Below are 17,125 nucleotides of genomic sequence, written 5' to 3'. Positions count from 1 at the left end.
GCCACGATGACCCCATGAACGAACACGAGAACACCAGCCCGGGGTCGTCGACTGCGGACGCGAAGAAGGAGCTGCGCCGCTCTGTGCGCACCGCCCGCAAGACCACCTACGGCGGGGAGGACGGGGCGCGTCGTCGGGCCGAGGAGGCCCAGCAGCTGCGCTCCCACGGTGCCGCCCTGATCGCCGCGCTGCGTGAGGACGCCCCGCTGACCCGCGTCGCCGCCTACCGTCCCACCCCCACCGAAGCCGATGTCATGCCGCTGCTGGAGGACCTGCGCTCCCAGGGCATCGAGTTGATCTTCCCGGTCAGCGCCGGCGAGGACCTGGAGTGGGTGCTGTGGGACGGCGGTGAGTTCGTGCCCTCCCCCGGCACGGGGTTCGGGGATGAGCCGCAGGGCGAGCGTCTGGGTCGTGATGCCCTCGGGACGGTCGATCTGGTTCTCGCGCCGGCGGTGGCGGTGGATCTCACCGGCAGCCGCATCGGCCATGGTGCCGGGTTCTACGACCGGGCCGTCGGTCACCGTCGCCCGGGCACCCCGGTGGTCGCGGTCGTGCACCCGGAGGAACTGCTGCCCCCAGGGGAGGTCCCGATCGATGACGGAGATGCCCCGATCGACGGGGTGTTGACCGCCGCGGGCTACCGGGCACTGTCCGCCTGAGACGTCGGCGTCCCCGGATCGGGGTGCCGTCCCCGCGCGCCGTATAGTGAGCTGGCCTCGCAGCGGCGAGGCCCCGCTGTGTGCTCTCCCGGAGGATCTCGTGCCCACCTATGTCTACGCGTGCAAGAACTGTGGCCACCGCTTCGAGCAGTACCAGGCCTTCACCGATGACGCCCTGACCATGTGCCCCCAGTGTGGCGAGCCCGCACTGCGCAAGGTCTTCAACTCGGTGGGCATCGTGTTCAAGGGGTCCGGGTTCTACAAGACCGATTCGGCGCAGGGCAGTGCGGCCACGGCGCCCGGCGGGTCGGGTTCCGACGCGGCCGGTTCCGACTCCGGCACCGGGTCCTCCGCCGGTGGCACGGACGGCTCCGGGGGGTCCTCCGCCGGTGGCACGGACAGCTCCGGGGGGTCCTCCGCCACCGGTGCGGCGGGCTCCGGGACCGGCAGCAGTGCCAACGGCGGCTCGACCGGCGGGTCGACCGGCGGTTCCTCGTCCCCCGCCTCACCGTCCGCCTCCGTCTGAGCCCCCTCCCGCACAGGACGTCCCGCGGGCCCACCATCGACATATGCGTGGGTCATCCGCCCCCGGATGACACGCCACCAGGTCTCCTCCCCAGGGCCGGGTCATCCCCACCCCGGGTGCTTGTCCGGCCTCAGAGGAAGGCACGTCGGTAGCGTCCGTCGCATGGTCGCCGTCCTCGCCCGCATCCCCTGGTCCCACTGGCGTCGTGCCCTGCGGCGCCGACGCCGCCTGCTCACCGTGCTGCTCCTGGTGCTGGCCTTGGCGGCGGTGCTGCCGGACCTGGTGCCACCCTCGCACCGAGGAGTTCCCGTGGTGGTGGTGCGCGAGGATCTCCCGGCCCGCACAGCCCTGGACGGTGATGACCTCACCGTCCGTCGAGTGGCCCCGGAGCTCGCCCCTGCCGGATCCGTCACGGACCCTGCCACGGTCACCGGGCGACGCACCGTCGTGCCTCTTCCGGCCGGCACCCCGCTGCAGGCGGCCCTGCTGGAGGACAGCGCGCTCGTCCTCCCCCAGGGTGGTGCCCTCGTGGTGGTGCCCGCGAACCCCGCCCTCGCCCCGCATCTCGGACCCGGGGCCCGCGTGAGGATCGTGCCCGGACCGTCCTCCGCTCTCGGCGACGCACCGCCACTGCCCGCCGACGGACTCGAGGCCGTGGTGGTCGAGGTCACCACCGAGGCCGCCGGTGGTGCGGCCCCCGGGCTGGGATCCACCTCGGGCCTGAGCGTGGTTGTCGCCGTTTCCGCAGATCAGGGGGCAGCCGCCGCGGCAGCCGTCAGCGCGGGTGATGCGTCTCTCGTCGTCGTCCTCGCGTCGTCCCGGGCTCCGGACTAAAGTCCCTGGGGGCCGGTCGCAAGCGCGCCCGGCGCATCCCGCCCCCAGAACAGGAGCATGCCCATGAAGGGTTTCAAGGACTTCATCATGCGCGGCAACGTCATCGACCTCGCGGTCGGTGTCGTGATCGGCAGCGCCTTCACCGCGCTGGTCACCGCCTTCGTCGACAACCTGATCCAGCCGATCATCAACGCCGCCGGCGGCCCGCAGAACCTCGGCCTCGGTTTCCTTCTGCGCGACGGCAACCCGGCCACCTTCGTGAACATCGGCGCGATCATCTCCGCCATCATCACCTTCCTCATCACCGCCGCGGTCGTGTACTTCGTGTTCGTGATGCCGATGACCAAGGCCCGCATCATGGCCCGCCGTCGCCGTGGCCTGCCGGACGAGGAGGAGGACGCCGCCCCCGAGGATGTCGTGCTGCTCACCGAGATCCGCGACCTGCTCGCGCAGCGCGGCCAGACCGGCACCACCGGCGTTGCCACCGAGCGTCTCTGAGACTCCCCGTCGTGACCCCCGCCCGGGGGTGACCACGACGGACCAGGGGAAGGGATCCGCGTCCCGGCGGACCGCCCCCACCACCTCCCAGCAGGGCGGGGCCACTCGGCCCCGCCCTGCTGTCGTGCGGTAGGTTCACCGGGTGCTCCAGCCCGCCGACATCGACCGCCTCCACCAGTTGCTCCTGGACTGGTACGGCCATGCAGCCCGCGACCTGCCCTGGCGGGAGGGCCGCACCTCCGACTGGGGTGTCCTCGTCTCCGAGGTGATGCTGCAGCAGACGCCGGTGGTGCGGGTCCTGCCCCGATGGCTCGCCTGGATGGAGCGATGGCCGGATGCTGCCTCCCTCGCCGAGGCCCCCACCGCGCAGGTCCTGCAGATGTGGGACCGTCTGGGGTACCCGCGCCGTGCCCTGCGCCTGCAGGACTGCGCGCGGGAGGTGCTCCAGCGCCACGGCGGAACCCTCCCCCGCGGGGAGCAGGAGCTGCGGGCTCTGCCGGGGATCGGCGAGTACACCGCGGCCGCCGTCACCTCCTTCGCCCACTGGGAGCGCGCCGTGGTGGTCGACACGAACGTCCGGCGCGTGCTGGTGCGGGTTCTGACCGGTGCCCCTCTGCCCGCCCCCGGCTACACCGCGGCGGAACGGCGACTGGCCACGTCCGTGCTGCCGCAGGAGGCGGACCGGAGCGCGCGCTGGAACCAGGCGGTGATGGAGCTCGGCGCCCTGGTGTGCACCGCCCGCTCCCCCCGCTGCGGGGAGTGCCCCCTCAGCGCCGCGGGGCTGTGCGCCTGGTTCGCGGCCGGTCGACCGGCCCCGGACCCGCAGACACCGCGCCGTCGTCAGCTGTTCGCAGGGACGGACCGTGAGATGCGCGGTCGCATCATGGCGCTGCTGCGGGCATGCCCCGATGACGACGCGGTGACGCGTCAGGAGATCGACGCGCTCGACCCGCGCGATCCGGAGCGGGTCGAGCGATGCCTCGCGTCCCTGCGGGCGGATGGCCTGGCGCAGCAGGATCCCGAGGGGCGGTTCCACCTGCCGCGATGACCGCTCACAGATGAGCGATCATGCGGGTGTTGCCGAGGGTGTTGGGTTTGACCCGGGCGAGATCGAGGAACTCGGCGACCCCGGGATCCAGGGACCGCAGCAGTTCGGCGTAGGTCTCGGCGTCGACCCCGTCACCCTCGAGTTCGGTGAACCCGTGCCGGCCGAAGAAGGCGGTCTCGAAGGTCAGACAGAACACCCGTTGCAGGCCGAGGTCCCGGGCACGCTGCAGCAGCGCATCGAGCAACCGGTGACCGACCCCCAGGCCGCGGACATCCTCGGCGACCGCCAGGGTGCGCACCTCGGCGAGGTCCGCCCACATCACGTGCAGGGCGCCGCACCCCACGACCCGGTCCTGCGCGTCGACAGCCACCAGGAACTCCTGGATGGCCTCGTAGTAGGCGACGAGGTCCTTTCCCAGCAGCACCTGTCGCGCGGCCAGCGGCTGGACGAGCGCGTCGATCGCCGGGACGTCGGCGGGCAGCGCCGGGCGGAGACGGATCTCGCTCACAGCTCGTCCTGTCCGCTCGGTGCCGCCTCATGGTCACCTGTCGGGCGAAGGGTGCCGCGGTGAGAGGCCCCGGCCGTGCGGTGGTGCGCCGCCGCGGCGGCCTCCCGACGCTCGGCCCGGCGGTCCAGGGAGGTGTGGAGCCAGGTGACCACTCGCTCTGCGATCAGGGCGATCACCACCGCCAGGACCAGCGCCACGGTGATGCCGACGAGATGGTTGTTCTCGAACCAGGTGCCGGCCACCACCCCGATGGCGCACGAGTACACGGCCCACACGAGCGTCGACAGCAGGGACCGGTGCCAGAACTTCGAGTGCGGGTAGTGCACCGCTCCCGCGACGAGATTCACGGCCGTGCGTCCGAAGGGGATGTACCGCGCGGTCATGAGGAACAGCAGCGCCCGGCGGCGCAGGCCCCGCTCGGCCGCGTCGACGGCGGCTCGTCCGCGACCCTCCCGCAGGAACCGGAAACGATCCACCCCGATCGCCCGCCCGATGGCGTACCCGATCTGGTCACCGCTGAACGCGCCCGCCCATGCGGCCAGCGCCACCAGCACGATGGAGGGCTGTCCGGAGGAAGACCACAGGGAGCTGAGGGTCACCACGATCGATTCGCTCGGTACGGTGGGGAAGAAGCCGTCGAGGGCGGAGAACACCAGCACGACGAGGTGGACCCACCAGGCATCGGCGATGCCCAGGATCCACTGATCGAGTCCCTTCACGGTCTCCCCTCCCTCCGGTGTGAGACCGGGCCCAGGGCGCCACCGGCATCGGGCCGGTGACGCCCCGGGCGTCCGCTGTCAGTTCTGCTCGCCGGTGCCGGGCAGGCTGGAGCCCGGTTCCACGTCGGCGTCGGCGTCCGGGTGGGTCACCTCGTCCGCGCGGGCCTGGGTGATCTGCTCGACGTCGACCTCGTCGGAGATCGGCTCCAGGGAGCCGCCCTCGGAGCGGCGGGAGAAGGTGAGCTCCCCGAGGATGCCCTCCCCCTCCGCGTCGATCACGAGGCGGTCACCGGCGCGCACCTGCCCGAAGAGGATCTTCTCGGAGAGGGCGTCTTCGATGTCCCGCTGGATGGTGCGGCGCAGCGGTCGGGCGCCGAGCACAGGGTCGTACCCCTTCTCCGCGAGGAGGGACTTCGCCGCCGGGGTGAGCTCCAGCGTCATGTCCTTCTCCGCGAGACGGCCGCTGAGGCGACCCACCATGAGGTCGACGATCTGGATGATCTCGTCCTTGCTCAGCTGCGGGAACACGACGACGTCATCGACACGGTTGAGGAACTCGGGCCGGAAGTGCTGCTTGAGCTCCTCATGGACCTTCGCCTTCATCCGCTCGTAGTCGGTGGACAGGTCACCGCCGGCCTGGAAGCCCATGGAGACACCCTTGGCGATGTCCCGGGTGCCCAGGTTGGTGGTCATGATGATGACGGTGTTCTTGAAGTCGACGGTCCGGCCCTGCGAGTCGGTGAGGCGACCGTCCTCGAGGATCTGCAGCAGCGAGTTGAAGATGTCCACGTGGGCCTTCTCCACCTCGTCGAACAGCACCACGCTGAACGGCTTCCGGCGCACCTTCTCGGTCAGCTGACCGCCCTCGTCGTACCCGACGTACCCGGGGGGCGAGCCGAACAGACGCGAGGCGGTGTGCTTCTCGCCGAACTCGGACATGTCCATCTGGATGAGGGCGTCCTCGTCACCGAAGAGGAACTCGGCGAGGGCCTTGGCCAGCTCGGTCTTGCCCACGCCGGTGGGGCCGGCGAAGATGAACGACCCGCCGGGGCGCTTCGGGTCCTTGAGGCCGGCGCGGGTACGGCGGATGGCCTGGGACAGTGCCTTGATGGCCTCGTCCTGACCGATGACCCGCTTGTGCAGCTCGTCCTCCATGTGGAGCAACCGGGAGGACTCCTCCTCTGTCAGCTTCACGATCGGGATGCCCGTCGCGGAGGCCAGCACCTCGGCGATGATCTCCTCCGACACCGTGGTGACGGCGTCGTTCTCGCCGTTGCGCCAGGCCTTCTCCTTCTCCTCGCGCTCGGTGCGAAGAGCCTGCTCCTCATCGCGCAGGGTCGCGGCCTTCTCGAAGTCCTGACCGTCGATGGCCTCCTCCTTGCGGCGGCGCACCTCCTCGATCCGCCCCTCGTAGGCCTTCAGCTCCGGCGGGGCCGTCAGACGGCGGATCCGCAGTCGGGCACCGGCCTCGTCGATCAGGTCGATCGCCTTGTCCGGCAGGAAGCGGTCGTTGATGTAGCGGTCGGCGAGGTTCGCGGCGGACACCAGGGCACCGTCGGTGATGGTGACCTTGTGGAACGCCTCGTAGCGGTCCCGCAGGCCCTTGAGGATCTCCACGGTGTCCGCGACCGACGGCTCGTTGACCATCACCGGCTGGAAGCGACGCTCGAGGGCGGCGTCCTTCTCGATGTGCTTGCGGTACTCCTCGAGGGTCGTCGCCCCGATGGTCTGCAGCTCACCGCGGGCGAGCATCGGCTTGAGGATGCTCGCGGCGTCGATGGCGCCCTCGGCGGCGCCCGCCCCGACGAGGGTGTGGATCTCGTCGATGAACAGGATGATGTCGCCGCGGGTGCGGATCTCCTTGAGCACCTTCTTCAGACGCTCCTCGAAGTCGCCGCGGTAGCGGGAGCCCGCCACCAGCGACCCGAGATCGAGGGTGTACAGCTGCTTGTCCTTGAGGGTCTCCGGCACGTCGCCGCGGACGATGGACTGGGCCAGGCCCTCCACCACTGCGCTCTTGCCAACGCCCGGCTCTCCGATCAGCACCGGGTTGTTCTTGGTGCGGCGGGACAGCACCTGCATGACGCGCTCGGCCTCGTGCTCGCGACCGATGACCGGGTCGAGCTTGCCGTCGCGCGCCGCCTGGGTGAGGTTGCGACCGAACTGGTCGAGCACCAGGGACCCGGACGGCTGCCCCTCGGCGGGACCACCGGCGGTGGCGGGCTCCTTGCCCTGGTAACCGGACAGTCGCTCCAGAACCTCCTGCCGCACCGCAGACGGCTCCGCGTTCAGGCGCGACAGCACCTTCACGGCCGTGCCCTCGGTCTCGCGCAGCAGGCCCAACAGGATGTGCTCGGTGCCGATGTAGTTGTGGCCCAGTTGGAGGGCCTCCCGCAGCGACAGTTCCAGCACCTTCTTCGCCCGCGGGGTGAAGGGGATGTGCCCGGTGGGCGCCTGGTTGCCCTCACCGATGATGTCGCGCACCTGGTCCCGGGCGGCGTCGAGCGTGACGCCCAGGGCCTCCAGGGCCTTCGCCCCGACGCCCTCAGCCTCGTGGATCAGCCCCAGCAGGATGTGCTCGGTGCCGATGTAGTTGTGGTTGAGCAGGCGTGCTTCGTCCTGCGCGAGCACGATGACGCGGCGCGCGCGATCGGTGAAGCGCTCGAACATGGTCCTCCCCCGTCCGATGGTCGTGTTCCGCATGAGACTACGCGGACGGGCAGACACACCTTCCCCGTGTTCGCCGCGGGCGTGAGAACCCGACCAGCCGCCGGCCGACGCGCGGGACCGCGCCAGCGCCCCGACCTGCTGGTAGAACTGCCGGTCAGGGTGGCTGATGGGCCGTACGGTGAGGCGACCCCCGATCGCGGTGACCATTCCCGGTGCCGCAGGGGACGCCAACAGGAAGGAGCCCCAATGGGCGCCATCGTCGGAGGAGTCATCCTCTTCGTGATCGGGGCGATCGTCCGCTTCGCCCTGGAGATCGACCTGCCCGGTCTGGAGGGTGGAACGCTCGGTCTCATCCTCATGGGGCCGGTGCGCTCCTCTTCCTCATCGGCCTCATCCTGGCCTTCACCTCCCGCCGCACCACGGTGCGCACGCAGCACGACGCCACGGCACCGTGAGCGAGCGTCGGGATCCCCCGACCACCATCTGACACGCGGGCCCCGTGGGGACCTGCATTCGAGAGGGCCGCGACGAGCGATCGTCGCGGCCCTCTCCGCATCTGAGGACACGCCTCCATGCGCCCAGTCTGCCCGCCGATCCGTGTGCTGGTCAGAGGAAGGCCGCGACGCCGTCCAGACGGGGGTCGTCTCCGTCCAGTTCCACCGTCAGACAGGTCAGGTCCGCGCCGTCGGGAACTGGATGGATACGCCGCACCCCGACCGACCGGCCCTCTGCGACCACCCGGCCGTCCGCATCGCGGACCCGGTGAGCGAGGATGCGCTGCCCCCGGGTCAGGTCCTCGCGCAGCTCGAGACGGCGCGCCTCCGCCGGTCCGCCGCCGAATCTCGTTCCGCATCCGTCCGTGCCGAGCATCTCCAGTTCCCGGCGACGGCCGTAACGGCTGTCGAGCGCTGCTGCCAGGTCGTCGAGGCGGCGAGCGTCATGGGGATCGATCCGGCCGCGGGTATCCGGCGGAATGTTCAGCAGAAGACCCGCGCCGAGCCCCCAGGAACGGTCGTGGATGGTGAGCAGGTGGTCGAGGGTCTTCGGGGCGTCCTGCGCGTTCCAGAACCAGCCCGTGCGCAGGGACACATCGCATTCCGGCGGCAGATATCGGGCTGTCCCGAAATCCACCGTCGCGTCGTCGTGGACGTTCAGGGCGGAGTCCCGCACGACGTAGTCGACCGGGTCGCTGGCGAGACCGTCCTCATTGCCGATCCAGCGGATCGTCGCGGGCCCCAAGTGGAAGACCATCGCCTCCGGCTGTGTCTCCTGCACGAGTCGTCCGATGCGCTCCCAGTCATACTCCCGTCCCGCCGATCCGGCGCCGTCGAACCAGATCTCATCCAGCGGCCGTACCCGGTGCACAGCTCCCTCAGCTGCGCCGCGTAGTAGTCGTCGTAGGCGGGCGGATCGTCATAACAGGGCGCATGCCGGTCCCAGGGGGACAGATACACCCCGAACCCCACTCCGGCCGCCCGGCATGCCTGTTCCACCTCCCGGACCACATCCCCGCGGCCCCACGGAACGGCGAGGACGCGACCGAGTAGTCCGTGGTGGCCGTGGGCCACAGGCAGAACCCATCGTGATGCTTCGCGGTCAGGATGACGCGGGAGGCGCCGAGGCGGTCCGCCGCCGCGACCCATTCCCCCGCATCCAGATCAGACGGGTCGAACAGGGTGGGCGGTCGAGCGGCAGACGCCGCTGCGCGCCTGTCGCTTCCGACGACTAGGCTCAGGGGACACCGGTCTGCGGGCCGCGAGCCCGCACCAGGACGACGGACGGAGACGGAGAGAGATGGCGGACCTGAGGGTGGACGTGGAGCGCGCGGACGCCGTCCTGATCGGCGGCGGCATCGCCAGCGCGACCCTGGCAGCGCTGTTGAGCCGTCTGGAACCGGACTGGGACCTGCGCGTCATTGAGCGGCTGGACGGACTGGGTCTGGAGTCCAGCGACGGGTGGAACAACGCCGGCACGGGCCATTCCGCCCTGTGCGAGCTGAACTACACCCCGCAGGACGTGGACGGTTCCGTCAGCCCCGCGAAGGCGATCAGCATCAACGAGCAGTTCCAGGTCTCCCGTCAGTTCTGGGCCGACCTGGTGCGTCGCGGGGACCTGGCCGACCCGACGCGTTTCATCCACGCGGTGCCGCATATGAGCTTCGTGCGGGGCGTGGAGAACGTCGACTACCTGCAGCGGCGCCATCAGGCACTCTCGGAGAACCCCCTGTTCGACCGCATGGAGTTCACCACCGATCATGCGCGCCTGCAGGAGTGGGCGCCCCTGGTGAGTGAGGGCCGTCCGGTCACGGAGAGCATCGCCGCGACCCGCTCCCCCGACGGCACCGACGTCGACTTCGGCCGCCTGGCCCGTGAGCTGTTCGACTACGCGCAGCGGGTCGGCACCACGGTGACCACCGGCCGTGAGGTGTTCTCGCTGCGGCGTATGGGCTCCGACTGGGGGGTGATGAGCCGTGATGCGAACGGCTCGGTGCACGTGGTGCGCGCCCCCTTCGTGTTCGTCGGCGCCGGCGGATACGCCCTGCCGCTGTTGCAGAAGGCCGGGATCGAGGAGATCCGCGGTTTCGCCGGGTTCCCGATCTCCGGGGAGTGGCTGCGCTGCACCAACCCGGAGGTCATCGCCCGGCACGACGCTAAGGTGTACGGCAAGGCCGCGGTGGGGGCACCGCCGATGAGCGTACCGCATCTGGACACCCGCTTCATCGGTGGCGAGCGCGGCCTGCTCTTCGGCCCGTACGCCGGGTGGACGCCGAAGTTCCTCAAGACGGGTCGGCTCACCGACCTGCCCGCATCGATCCGCCGCGACAACCTGGCACAGATGATCGCCGTCGGCCCGCCGAACCTCGACCTCGTCACCTACCTCTTCGGGCAGCTCGCGGCGACGCGGCGCCAGCGCTTCGCCGCCTTGAAGGAGTACATGCCCGAGGCCCGCGAGGAGGACTGGGAGCGGGTCGTGGCCGGTCAGCGCGTGCAGGTCATCGCTCCAGACCGCTCGAAGGTCGGTGTGCTGCAGTTCGGCACCCAGGTGATCGCTGCGAAGGACGGTTCCATCGGCGGCATGCTCGGCGCCTCCCCCGGCGCCTCCACCGCCACCGGCATCATGCTCGATCTGATGCAGCGGACGTTCCCGCAGCGCATGGAGCGCTGGCGGCCACGTCTGCAGGAGATGATCCCCTCGTTCGGGCGCCGCCTGGCCGACGACCCCGACGAGGCCCACCGCTCTCTCGCCGCGACGGCCGAGGCCCTGCGCCTCGAACCCCGCTGAACCCACCCCGTTCCACCCCGCACGCGCGCAGGAGGATCGATGCGCATCTCTCTCATGGCCACCTGTCTGGCTGACGTGATGGCCCCCGACGTGGCCCGCTCCACCGTGGAGGTCCTGGAGCGCCTCGGCCACGAGGTGGTCTTCGATCCGCGGCAGACCTGCTGCGGCCAGATGCACACCAACACCGGGTACTACCACGAGGCCGCCCCCGTGGTGCGTTCCTTCGTCGACACCTTCGAACGGCAGCTCGACGACGTCGATGCGATCGTGTTGCCCTCGGGCTCGTGCACCGGATGCGTCCGCGAGCAGCATGCCCTGGTCGCTCGGCACGAGGGAGATGAGGATCTGGAGCGCCGCGCGGCGGCGGTGGCCGCCAAGACCTATGAACTGTCGGAGCTGCTGGTCGACGTGCTGAAGGTGACGGACGTCGGCGCGTACTTCCCGCACACCGTCACCTACCACCCCACCTGCCATTCCATGCGGGTGCTGAAGGTGGGGCCGCGCCCGCTGAAGCTGCTGCGGGCGGTGGAGGGCATCGAGGTGGTGAACCTGCCCGAATCCGACACCTGCTGCGGTTTCGGCGGCACGTTCTCGGTGAAGAACGACGCCACCAGCAATGCGATGGTGACGGACAAGGCCGCGAATGTGGTGCGTTCCGGCGCCGAGTACGTCGTGGCCGGGGACGCCTCCTGTCTGATGAACATCGGCGGCAAGCTCTCCCGCAACGGGGACGCCCCACGGGCGATCCACCTGGCACAGATCCTCGCCTCCACACGGGAGGCGCCGTACCGTCCGTCCGAGACCATCCTCGGGAGGGAACGATGAGCCCCGTCGACCTGGGCATGCCCACCGTCCGCCCGCAGCACGCCTCCGCCCTGTCGTCCCGTCTGCGCGGCGGGGAGGGGTTCCCCGAGCATGCGCGCCAGGATCTCACCGATCCCGTTCTGCGACAGAACCTGCGGCACGCCACCGGCACCATCCGCGCCAAACGGGCGCAGGCCGTGCGGGAGATGCGCGACTGGCAGAAGCTGCGTGACGCCGGATCTGCGATCAAGCACCAGGTCACCGATCATCTGCCCGAACTGTTGGAGCAGTTGGAGGCCTCGGTGCAGCGCGCCGGCGGGGTGGTGCATTGGGCGCGCGACGCCGAGGAGGCCGGGGAGATCGTCACCCGCCTGGCCCTCGAGCGCGGCGCCACCGAGGTGCTGAAGGTGAAGTCGATGGCCACGCAGGAGATCGGGCTCGATGAGACCCTCTCCCACGCCGGCATCCACGCGCTGGAGACGGACCTCGCCGAGCTGATCGTGCAGCTCGCCGGGGACACCCCCAGCCACATCCTGGTGCCCGCCATCCACCGCAATCGGGCGCAGATCCGCGAGATCTTCCTGCGGTCCATGCCGGACATCGACCCGGACATCACCGACGACCCCGCCCAGCTCGCCGGTGCCGCGCGCCGGTTCCTGCGCGAGAAGTTCCTGGACCTGCCCGGCGGCGTGGCGGTCTCCGGGGCGAACTTCGCGGTGGCGGAGACCGGAACCCTGGTGATCGTCGAATCCGAGGGGAACGGCCGTATGTGCCTGACCCTGCCGCGGACCCTCATCTCGGTGGTGGGCATCGAGAAGATCGTGCCGACCTTCGAGGACCTGGAGGTCTTCCTGCAGCTGCTGCCGCGGTCCTCCACCGGGGAGCGGATGAACCCGTACACGACGCTGTTCACCGGCGTCCACGAGGGCGATGGTCCGGAGGAGTTCCACCTGGTGCTGTTGGACAACGGACGAAGCGCCGTGCTGGAGGACCCGGAGGGCCGCACCGCCCTGCACTGCATCCGCTGTTCGGCCTGCTTGAATGTGTGCCCGGTGTACGAGCGGGCCGGTGGCCACGCCTACGGCTCCACCTACCCCGGGCCGATCGGCGCGATCCTCTCCCCGCAGCTGACCGGTATCACCGATGCCGACGACCCCAACGCCACCCTGCCGTACGCCTCGAGCCTGTGCGGCGCCTGCTACGACGTGTGCCCGGTGAAGATCGACATCCCCAGCATCCTGGTGCACCTGCGAGCGACGGAGGTCGACCGCCGGCGCGAGACCCGCGGCGAGTTCCACGGCACCTGGGATGTGGCGATGCGGTCCATGAGCCGTCTGATGAGCACCCCCCGCGCCTATGACACGGTGGTCCGCTCCAGTGGGACCGCCCGCCGACTCCTTCGCCGGGCGAACATCGGGCCGGTGCCCGGACTGCTGCCGCTGGTGCCGGGATGGACCGACCATCGTGACCTTCCCACCCCCTCGGGATCCTTCCGCAGCTGGTGGGCCGGCCGCGAGCGCGCGGCCGACTCCGCCGCGACCGATGACGGGCCGAGCAGCCCCCACGACCCGGAGGAGGCACGATGAGCCGCACCGCCCAGGATCCGTTCCCCCACCGTGTGGCGGGGATGAGCGCCAAGGAGGAGATCCTCGCCCGCGTGCGCACCGCCCTCGCGGTGCCGCGCCGCGATGAGGTGATCGACGCCGCCGACGTGCCGCGCTCCTACCAGCGGGCCGATGACCGTCAGGAGACCGGAACCGCCCCGGAGAAGGTGCGGCAGGTGCTGGTGGACCGTCTGGAGGACTACACGGCCACGGTGCACCGCACCGCCCCGGAGGATCTCCCGTTCACCATCGCCCGCGCCCTCGGCGATGACGCCGAGGTGGTGGTGCCGTCGGCACTGCCGGAGGAGTGGTTGCGCGCCGTCCGCACCTCGGTGCGGCGCGACGACGGTGACCTCGGGCCGCGGGAGCTCGATCGGATCCCGGCCGTCCTGACCGGGTGCCACACCGCGATCGCCCTCACCGGCACGATCGTGCTGCGCAGCGACGGCCTCGGGGGCCGCCGCATCCTCACCCTGGTGCCGGACCACCACGTGGTCGTGGTCCACGCCGATCAGGTGGTGCTCGGGGTGCCGAAGGCCATGCAGCGCCTGGCGGAGGACCCCACCGCCGCGTGGACGATGATCTCGGGGCCCAGCGCCACCAGTGACATCGAACTGGACCGGGTGGAGGGCGTCCACGGACCGCGCCGGCTCGACGTCATCCTCGTGGAGGACACGCCCGATCCCGCCGACTCCGAGGACATGGCATGAACACCGGCTCGATGACAGATCGCTGCGGCGACCGCGGCCGGATCCTCACCCTCACCGCCGGCCCGTACACCGCGCAGGTGGCGAGCGTCGGCGCCGGTATCGAATCCCTGACCGTGGACGGCCGTGACCTGCTGGTCCGCAACCCCCCGACCGGCCCCGCCCTGCTCTCCCGCGGTGCGATCATCGCCCCCTGGCCGAACCGCATCGGCGACGGCACGTACACCTGGGACGGGCGAGAGCTTCAGGTGCCGCTGTCGGAGCCGGAGCGCGGGAACGCCCTCCACGGGCTCGTCTCCCACCTCCCCTATGACGTGGTGCAGACCGGAGCGGACCGGGCGGTGCTGCAGCTGGAGCTGTTCCCCTCCCCCGGCTACCCGTTCCACCTTCTGCTCACGGTCACGCATCGGGTCGACGCCGACCTGGGTCTGCTCACCACGGTGCGGGCGGAGAACCTCGGCCTTGACGACGCCCCCTACGGGGTGTGCCCCCACCCGTACCTCATCGCCGGCCCCGAGTCCCTCGACACGTGGACGTTGCAGGTCGCCGCGAACCGCGTCCTCGAGGTCACCGGGGACCGGCTGCTGCCGACGGGTCTGTCCCCCATCGCACCCGGCAGCGCGCTGGACTTCGCCGAGGGGTCGGTGATCGGCGACCGCCGCCTGGACCATGCCCTCACCGGTCTCGCCCGCGACGCCCACGGCGTCGCCGAGGTGACCCTCACCGCCCCCGGTGGTACCGGGGTGCGGATGCGATTCGACGAGCGCTGCCCCTGGCTGCAGCTGCACACCGCCGACCGGCCCGAACCCGAGAACGACCGGGTGGGGCTCGCCGTCGAACCGATGACGTGTCCGCCCGATGCCTTCCGCAGCGGCACGGACGTGGTGCGCCTGCCCCCGGGGCGGCCCCACGAGGCGTCCTGGAGCATCAGCGGCTGGTGAGGCCCCCACCGCACACGCGCCCCGCAGACGCGTCGCGGCCCCGCATCCTGAGGGATGCGGGGCCGCGACGCGTCTGCGGGAGGTCGACTCAGTGAGCGGCCTCGTAGGCCTCGCGCAGCTCTCGGGAGATGCGGCCACGGTCGGAGACCTCATGGCCGTTCTCGCGCGCCCAGGCGCGGATCCGGCGGGTCTCTTCCGCGGAGGAATGGTTCGCCGACGAGCCACCGGAGGACCGGCGACGGGAGCCGCTGACGCGACGGGCCTTGGAGACCCACTCGCTGAGGGCCTCACGCAGCCGCTCCGCGTTCGCGTCGGTCAGGTCGATCTCGTACGCCACCCCATCCAGGGAGAAGGTCACGGTCTGATCGGCGCGACCGCCATCAAGATCATCCACCAGTTCCACAATGGTCTTCCGAGCCATGTCACGTCCTCAGTCTCGATCGGGCACCCCGGGGAACCGGAATGCGGTCACGGACCATACTGCCGCGCATTTCTCTGGGAATCAACCGGACATCCCGGCCCTGTGAATTCCGCCCCAGGAAAACGGGGTCGAGGCGCTCGGTGCCGGATGCCGTCAGCCGCCGGGGTGTGAAGGGCTGGGCCCGGTGCCGGAATTCCCCTCGCGCCGCGCCGCCCGTTCCGCTCGCAGCTCCTTCTCGATCTGTGCCTCGGTCTCCCGCTGGCGGCGATCCGCTCGCAGGATCGCCCGCAGCACCAGCCAGAACAGAATGCCGGTGCCGACCGGCGCGATGAGGGACCCGAGTTCGTAGGCGAGATCCATCTCAGGCACCCGGCTTCACCAGCGGGAAGAGGATGGTCTCACGGATACCCAATCCGGTGATGGCCATCAGCAGGCGGTCGATACCCATGCCCATGCCACCGGTCGGCGGGAGCGCGTACTCCATGGCCTCCAGGAAATCCTCGTCCAGACGCATGGCCTCGTCGTCACCGACGGCGGCCAGACGGGCCTGCTGCTCGAAACGCTCGCGCTGCACCACCGGATCCACCAGCTCCGAATATCCGGTCGCCAGCTCCATGCCGCGCACATACAGATCCCACTTCTCGACCACCCCGGGGGTGCTGCGGTGGGCGCGCACCAGCGGGCTGGTCTCCACCGGGAAGTCCCGCACGAACGTCGGCTCCCACAGGTCGTCCCCCACAAGATGCTCGAACAGTTCCTCGACCAGCTTGCCGTGCCCGTACTTCGGGTGGTCGAGATCCAGGCCCTGGGCGCGGGCGATCTCCCGCAGACGCTCCACCGGGGTCTGCGGGGTGACCTCCTCCTCGAGCGCCTCCGACACCGAGCCGTACACGGTGATCGAGGACCATTCCCCACCGAGGTCGTACTCCGTGCCGTCGGCGAGGGTCACCAGAGTGGAACCGGTCGCCGCGCGTGCGGCCTCCTGCACCAGATCCCGGGTGAGATCCCCGATGGAGTCGTAATCCCCGTACGCCTGATAGGCCTCGAGCATCGCGAACTCCGGCGAATGCGTGGAGTCGGCGCCCTCATTGCGGAAGTTCCGGTTGATCTCGAACACCCGCTCCAGCCCACCGACAGCGGCGCGCTTCAGGAACAGCTCGGGCGCGATCCGCAGGTACAGATCGATGTCGAAGGCGTTCATATGGGTGACGAACGGACGGGCGGCGGCCCCCGAGGGGATCACCTGCAGCATCGGCGTCTCGACCTCGACGAACTCCCGCTGATGGAAGGACTCGCGCAGGGAGCGCATGACCTCCGCACGCAGCCGGACCGTGCGCCGCGCCTCCTCCCGCACAATCAGATCGGCGTACCGGCGGCGCACCCGCGACTCCTCGGACAGCCCCGCATGGAGAACCGGCAGCGGTCGGATCGCCTTGGCGGCCATGCGCCATTCGTCGGCGAACACCGAGAGCTCCCCTCGTCGGGAGGCACCGATCCGGCCGTGGAAGAACACATGATCGCCGAGATCGACATCGGCCTTGAACCGGGCCAGGGAGTCCTCCCCCACCTCGGCAAGGCTCAGCATGATCTGCAGGCGCTCCCCCGCGCCGTCCTGGATCGTCGCGAAGCACAGCTTGCCGGTGTTGCGCTGGAACACCACCCGGCCGGCAACACCGACGACATCCTCGGTCTCCTCCCCGGCGGCGAGACCGTCATGGTCGGCGCGGATCTGCGCGACGGTGTGCGTCACCGGCACGCTGACGGGGTACGGCTCCTCACCGCGGGCCAGAAGCCGCTCGCGCTTGGACCGGCGGACGGCGATCTGGTCGGAGGTGTCCAGGGCATCGGGAGCGGGCTGCGCGTCGGTCATGGGGTCGATTGTCCCACGCGGGCCCCTACCGTCA

At 70.4% G+C, this 17,125-nt stretch carries 18 protein-coding genes; 10 read left to right on the top strand and 8 right to left on the bottom strand.

Annotated features, from left to right (window positions below):
* Positions 1 to 14 precede the first annotated feature (14 nt).
* From JSY14_RS11645 to JSY14_RS11625, 5 genes are all read left to right on the top strand, one after another.
* Positions 15 to 659 carry a 5-formyltetrahydrofolate cyclo-ligase gene (locus JSY14_RS11645; protein WP_259559294.1) on the top strand — a complete coding sequence of 215 codons (645 nt, stop codon included), beginning with the start codon at positions 15 to 17 and terminating at the stop codon, positions 657 to 659.
* Positions 660 to 759: 100 nt separating this feature from the next.
* Positions 760 to 1,185, top strand: coding sequence for an FmdB family zinc ribbon protein (locus JSY14_RS11640; protein ID WP_259559291.1), 426 nt, complete (start codon positions 760 to 762; stop codon positions 1,183 to 1,185).
* A gap of 162 nt (positions 1,186 to 1,347) precedes the next feature.
* Complete coding sequence (locus JSY14_RS11635; protein WP_259559289.1) at positions 1,348 to 2,019, top strand: SAF domain-containing protein; 672 nt, start codon at positions 1,348 to 1,350, stop codon at positions 2,017 to 2,019.
* Positions 2,020 to 2,082: 63 nt separating this feature from the next.
* A complete protein-coding gene (mscL, locus tag JSY14_RS11630; RefSeq protein ID WP_259559286.1) occupies positions 2,083 to 2,517 on the top strand; it encodes a large conductance mechanosensitive channel protein MscL in 435 nt (144 codons plus the stop codon).
* Positions 2,518 to 2,659: 142 nt separating this feature from the next.
* Positions 2,660 to 3,565 carry an HhH-GPD family protein gene (locus JSY14_RS11625; RefSeq protein WP_259559285.1) on the top strand — a complete coding sequence of 302 codons (906 nt, stop codon included), beginning with the start codon at positions 2,660 to 2,662 and terminating at the stop codon, positions 3,563 to 3,565.
* Between the two features lie 4 nt (positions 3,566 to 3,569).
* Here the strand turns inward: JSY14_RS11625 and JSY14_RS11620 are convergent, their stop codons facing one another.
* From JSY14_RS11620 to JSY14_RS12600, 5 genes are all read right to left on the bottom strand, one after another.
* The gene (locus tag JSY14_RS11620; protein ID WP_259559284.1) at positions 3,570 to 4,073 is read right to left on the bottom strand and encodes an amino-acid N-acetyltransferase; all 504 of its coding nucleotides are present in this window, start codon (positions 4,071 to 4,073) and stop codon (positions 3,570 to 3,572) included.
* On the bottom strand, positions 4,070 to 4,792 hold the full coding sequence (locus JSY14_RS11615) for a DedA family protein (RefSeq protein ID WP_259559283.1): 723 nt from the start codon (positions 4,790 to 4,792) through the stop codon (positions 4,070 to 4,072). The genes JSY14_RS11620 and JSY14_RS11615 overlap by 4 nt, the downstream gene beginning before the upstream one ends.
* A 78-nt stretch (positions 4,793 to 4,870) precedes the next feature.
* Positions 4,871 to 7,462 carry an ATP-dependent Clp protease ATP-binding subunit gene (locus JSY14_RS11610; protein ID WP_259559280.1) on the bottom strand — a complete coding sequence of 864 codons (2,592 nt, stop codon included), beginning with the start codon at positions 7,460 to 7,462 and terminating at the stop codon, positions 4,871 to 4,873.
* A gap of 606 nt (positions 7,463 to 8,068) precedes the next feature.
* A complete protein-coding gene (locus JSY14_RS11605) occupies positions 8,069 to 8,827 on the bottom strand; it encodes a hypothetical protein (protein WP_259559278.1) in 759 nt (252 codons plus the stop codon).
* 7 nt (positions 8,828 to 8,834) lie between these two features.
* Positions 8,835 to 9,119: an alpha-L-fucosidase gene (locus tag JSY14_RS12600; protein WP_432803658.1), complete on the bottom strand. Its 285-nt coding sequence runs from the start codon at positions 9,117 to 9,119 to the stop codon at positions 8,835 to 8,837.
* A 137-nt stretch (positions 9,120 to 9,256) separates the two neighbouring features.
* Between JSY14_RS12600 and JSY14_RS11600 the strand changes: the two genes are divergently transcribed.
* Genes JSY14_RS11600 through JSY14_RS11580 form a run of 5 tightly spaced genes read left to right on the top strand, consistent with a single transcriptional unit; the run spans position 9,257 to position 14,800 of the window.
* The gene (locus JSY14_RS11600) at positions 9,257 to 10,744 is read left to right on the top strand and encodes a malate:quinone oxidoreductase (RefSeq protein ID WP_259559276.1); all 1,488 of its coding nucleotides are present in this window, start codon (positions 9,257 to 9,259) and stop codon (positions 10,742 to 10,744) included.
* Positions 10,745 to 10,783: 39 nt separating this feature from the next.
* A complete protein-coding gene (locus JSY14_RS11595; protein ID WP_259559275.1) occupies positions 10,784 to 11,569 on the top strand; it encodes a (Fe-S)-binding protein in 786 nt (261 codons plus the stop codon).
* Entirely contained in the window at positions 11,566 to 13,134 is a 1,569-nt protein-coding gene (locus tag JSY14_RS11590) for a lactate utilization protein B (RefSeq protein WP_259559273.1), read from the top strand. The genes JSY14_RS11595 and JSY14_RS11590 overlap by 4 nt, the downstream gene beginning before the upstream one ends.
* Positions 13,131 to 13,862: a LutC/YkgG family protein gene (locus tag JSY14_RS11585; protein WP_259559271.1), complete on the top strand. Its 732-nt coding sequence runs from the start codon at positions 13,131 to 13,133 to the stop codon at positions 13,860 to 13,862. Before JSY14_RS11590 ends, JSY14_RS11585 begins: the two co-directional genes overlap by 4 nt.
* Complete coding sequence (locus tag JSY14_RS11580) at positions 13,859 to 14,800, top strand: aldose 1-epimerase family protein (RefSeq protein WP_259559269.1); 942 nt, start codon at positions 13,859 to 13,861, stop codon at positions 14,798 to 14,800. The genes JSY14_RS11585 and JSY14_RS11580 overlap by 4 nt, the downstream gene beginning before the upstream one ends.
* Before the next feature lie 88 nt (positions 14,801 to 14,888).
* On the opposite strand, the gene JSY14_RS11575 is transcribed toward JSY14_RS11580, so the two are convergent.
* From JSY14_RS11575 to lysS, 3 genes are all read right to left on the bottom strand, one after another.
* The gene (locus JSY14_RS11575; protein ID WP_259559267.1) at positions 14,889 to 15,221 is read right to left on the bottom strand and encodes a histone-like nucleoid-structuring protein Lsr2; all 333 of its coding nucleotides are present in this window, start codon (positions 15,219 to 15,221) and stop codon (positions 14,889 to 14,891) included.
* Between the two features lie 153 nt (positions 15,222 to 15,374).
* Entirely contained in the window at positions 15,375 to 15,581 is a 207-nt protein-coding gene (locus JSY14_RS11570; protein ID WP_259559266.1) for a hypothetical protein, read from the bottom strand.
* A 1-nt stretch (position 15,582) separates the two neighbouring features.
* Positions 15,583 to 17,091 (bottom strand): lysine--tRNA ligase, encoded by a 1,509-nt coding sequence (gene lysS / locus JSY14_RS11565; RefSeq protein ID WP_259559265.1) that lies wholly within the window; start codon positions 17,089 to 17,091, stop codon positions 15,583 to 15,585.
* Positions 17,092 to 17,125 lie beyond the last annotated feature (34 nt).

This window comes from Brachybacterium sillae (assembly GCF_025028335.1).
In the GTDB taxonomy this organism is placed as follows: domain Bacteria; phylum Actinomycetota; class Actinomycetes; order Actinomycetales; family Dermabacteraceae; genus Brachybacterium; species Brachybacterium sillae.
The sequence above is the reverse complement of the archived record's forward strand: the minus strand, read 5'-3'. Positions and strand labels throughout refer to the sequence as shown.

Bases quoted from the DNA above. Each gene is read 5' to 3' on its own strand.
- mscL (WP_259559286.1), top strand. From the start codon at position 2,083: ATGAAGGGTTTCAAGGACTTCATCATGCGCGGCAACGTCATCGACCTC.
- JSY14_RS11600 (WP_259559276.1), top strand. From the start codon at position 9,257: ATGGCGGACCTGAGGGTGGACGTGGAGCGCGCGGACGCCGTCCTGATC.
- JSY14_RS11575 (WP_259559267.1), bottom strand. From the start codon at position 15,221: ATGGCTCGGAAGACCATTGTGGAACTGGTGGATGATCTTGATGGCGGT.
- JSY14_RS11635 (WP_259559289.1), top strand. From the start codon at position 1,348: ATGGTCGCCGTCCTCGCCCGCATCCCCTGGTCCCACTGGCGTCGTGCC.
- JSY14_RS11585 (WP_259559271.1), top strand. From the start codon at position 13,131: ATGAGCCGCACCGCCCAGGATCCGTTCCCCCACCGTGTGGCGGGGATG.
- JSY14_RS11595 (WP_259559275.1), top strand. From the start codon at position 10,784: ATGCGCATCTCTCTCATGGCCACCTGTCTGGCTGACGTGATGGCCCCC.
- JSY14_RS11610 (WP_259559280.1), bottom strand. From the start codon at position 7,462: ATGTTCGAGCGCTTCACCGATCGCGCGCGCCGCGTCATCGTGCTCGCG.
- JSY14_RS11645 (WP_259559294.1), top strand. From the start codon at position 15: ATGAACGAACACGAGAACACCAGCCCGGGGTCGTCGACTGCGGACGCG.
- JSY14_RS11570 (WP_259559266.1), bottom strand. From the start codon at position 15,581: ATGGATCTCGCCTACGAACTCGGGTCCCTCATCGCGCCGGTCGGCACC.
- JSY14_RS11580 (WP_259559269.1), top strand. From the start codon at position 13,859: ATGAACACCGGCTCGATGACAGATCGCTGCGGCGACCGCGGCCGGATC.
- lysS (WP_259559265.1), bottom strand. From the start codon at position 17,091: ATGACCGACGCGCAGCCCGCTCCCGATGCCCTGGACACCTCCGACCAG.
- JSY14_RS11590 (WP_259559273.1), top strand. From the start codon at position 11,566: ATGAGCCCCGTCGACCTGGGCATGCCCACCGTCCGCCCGCAGCACGCC.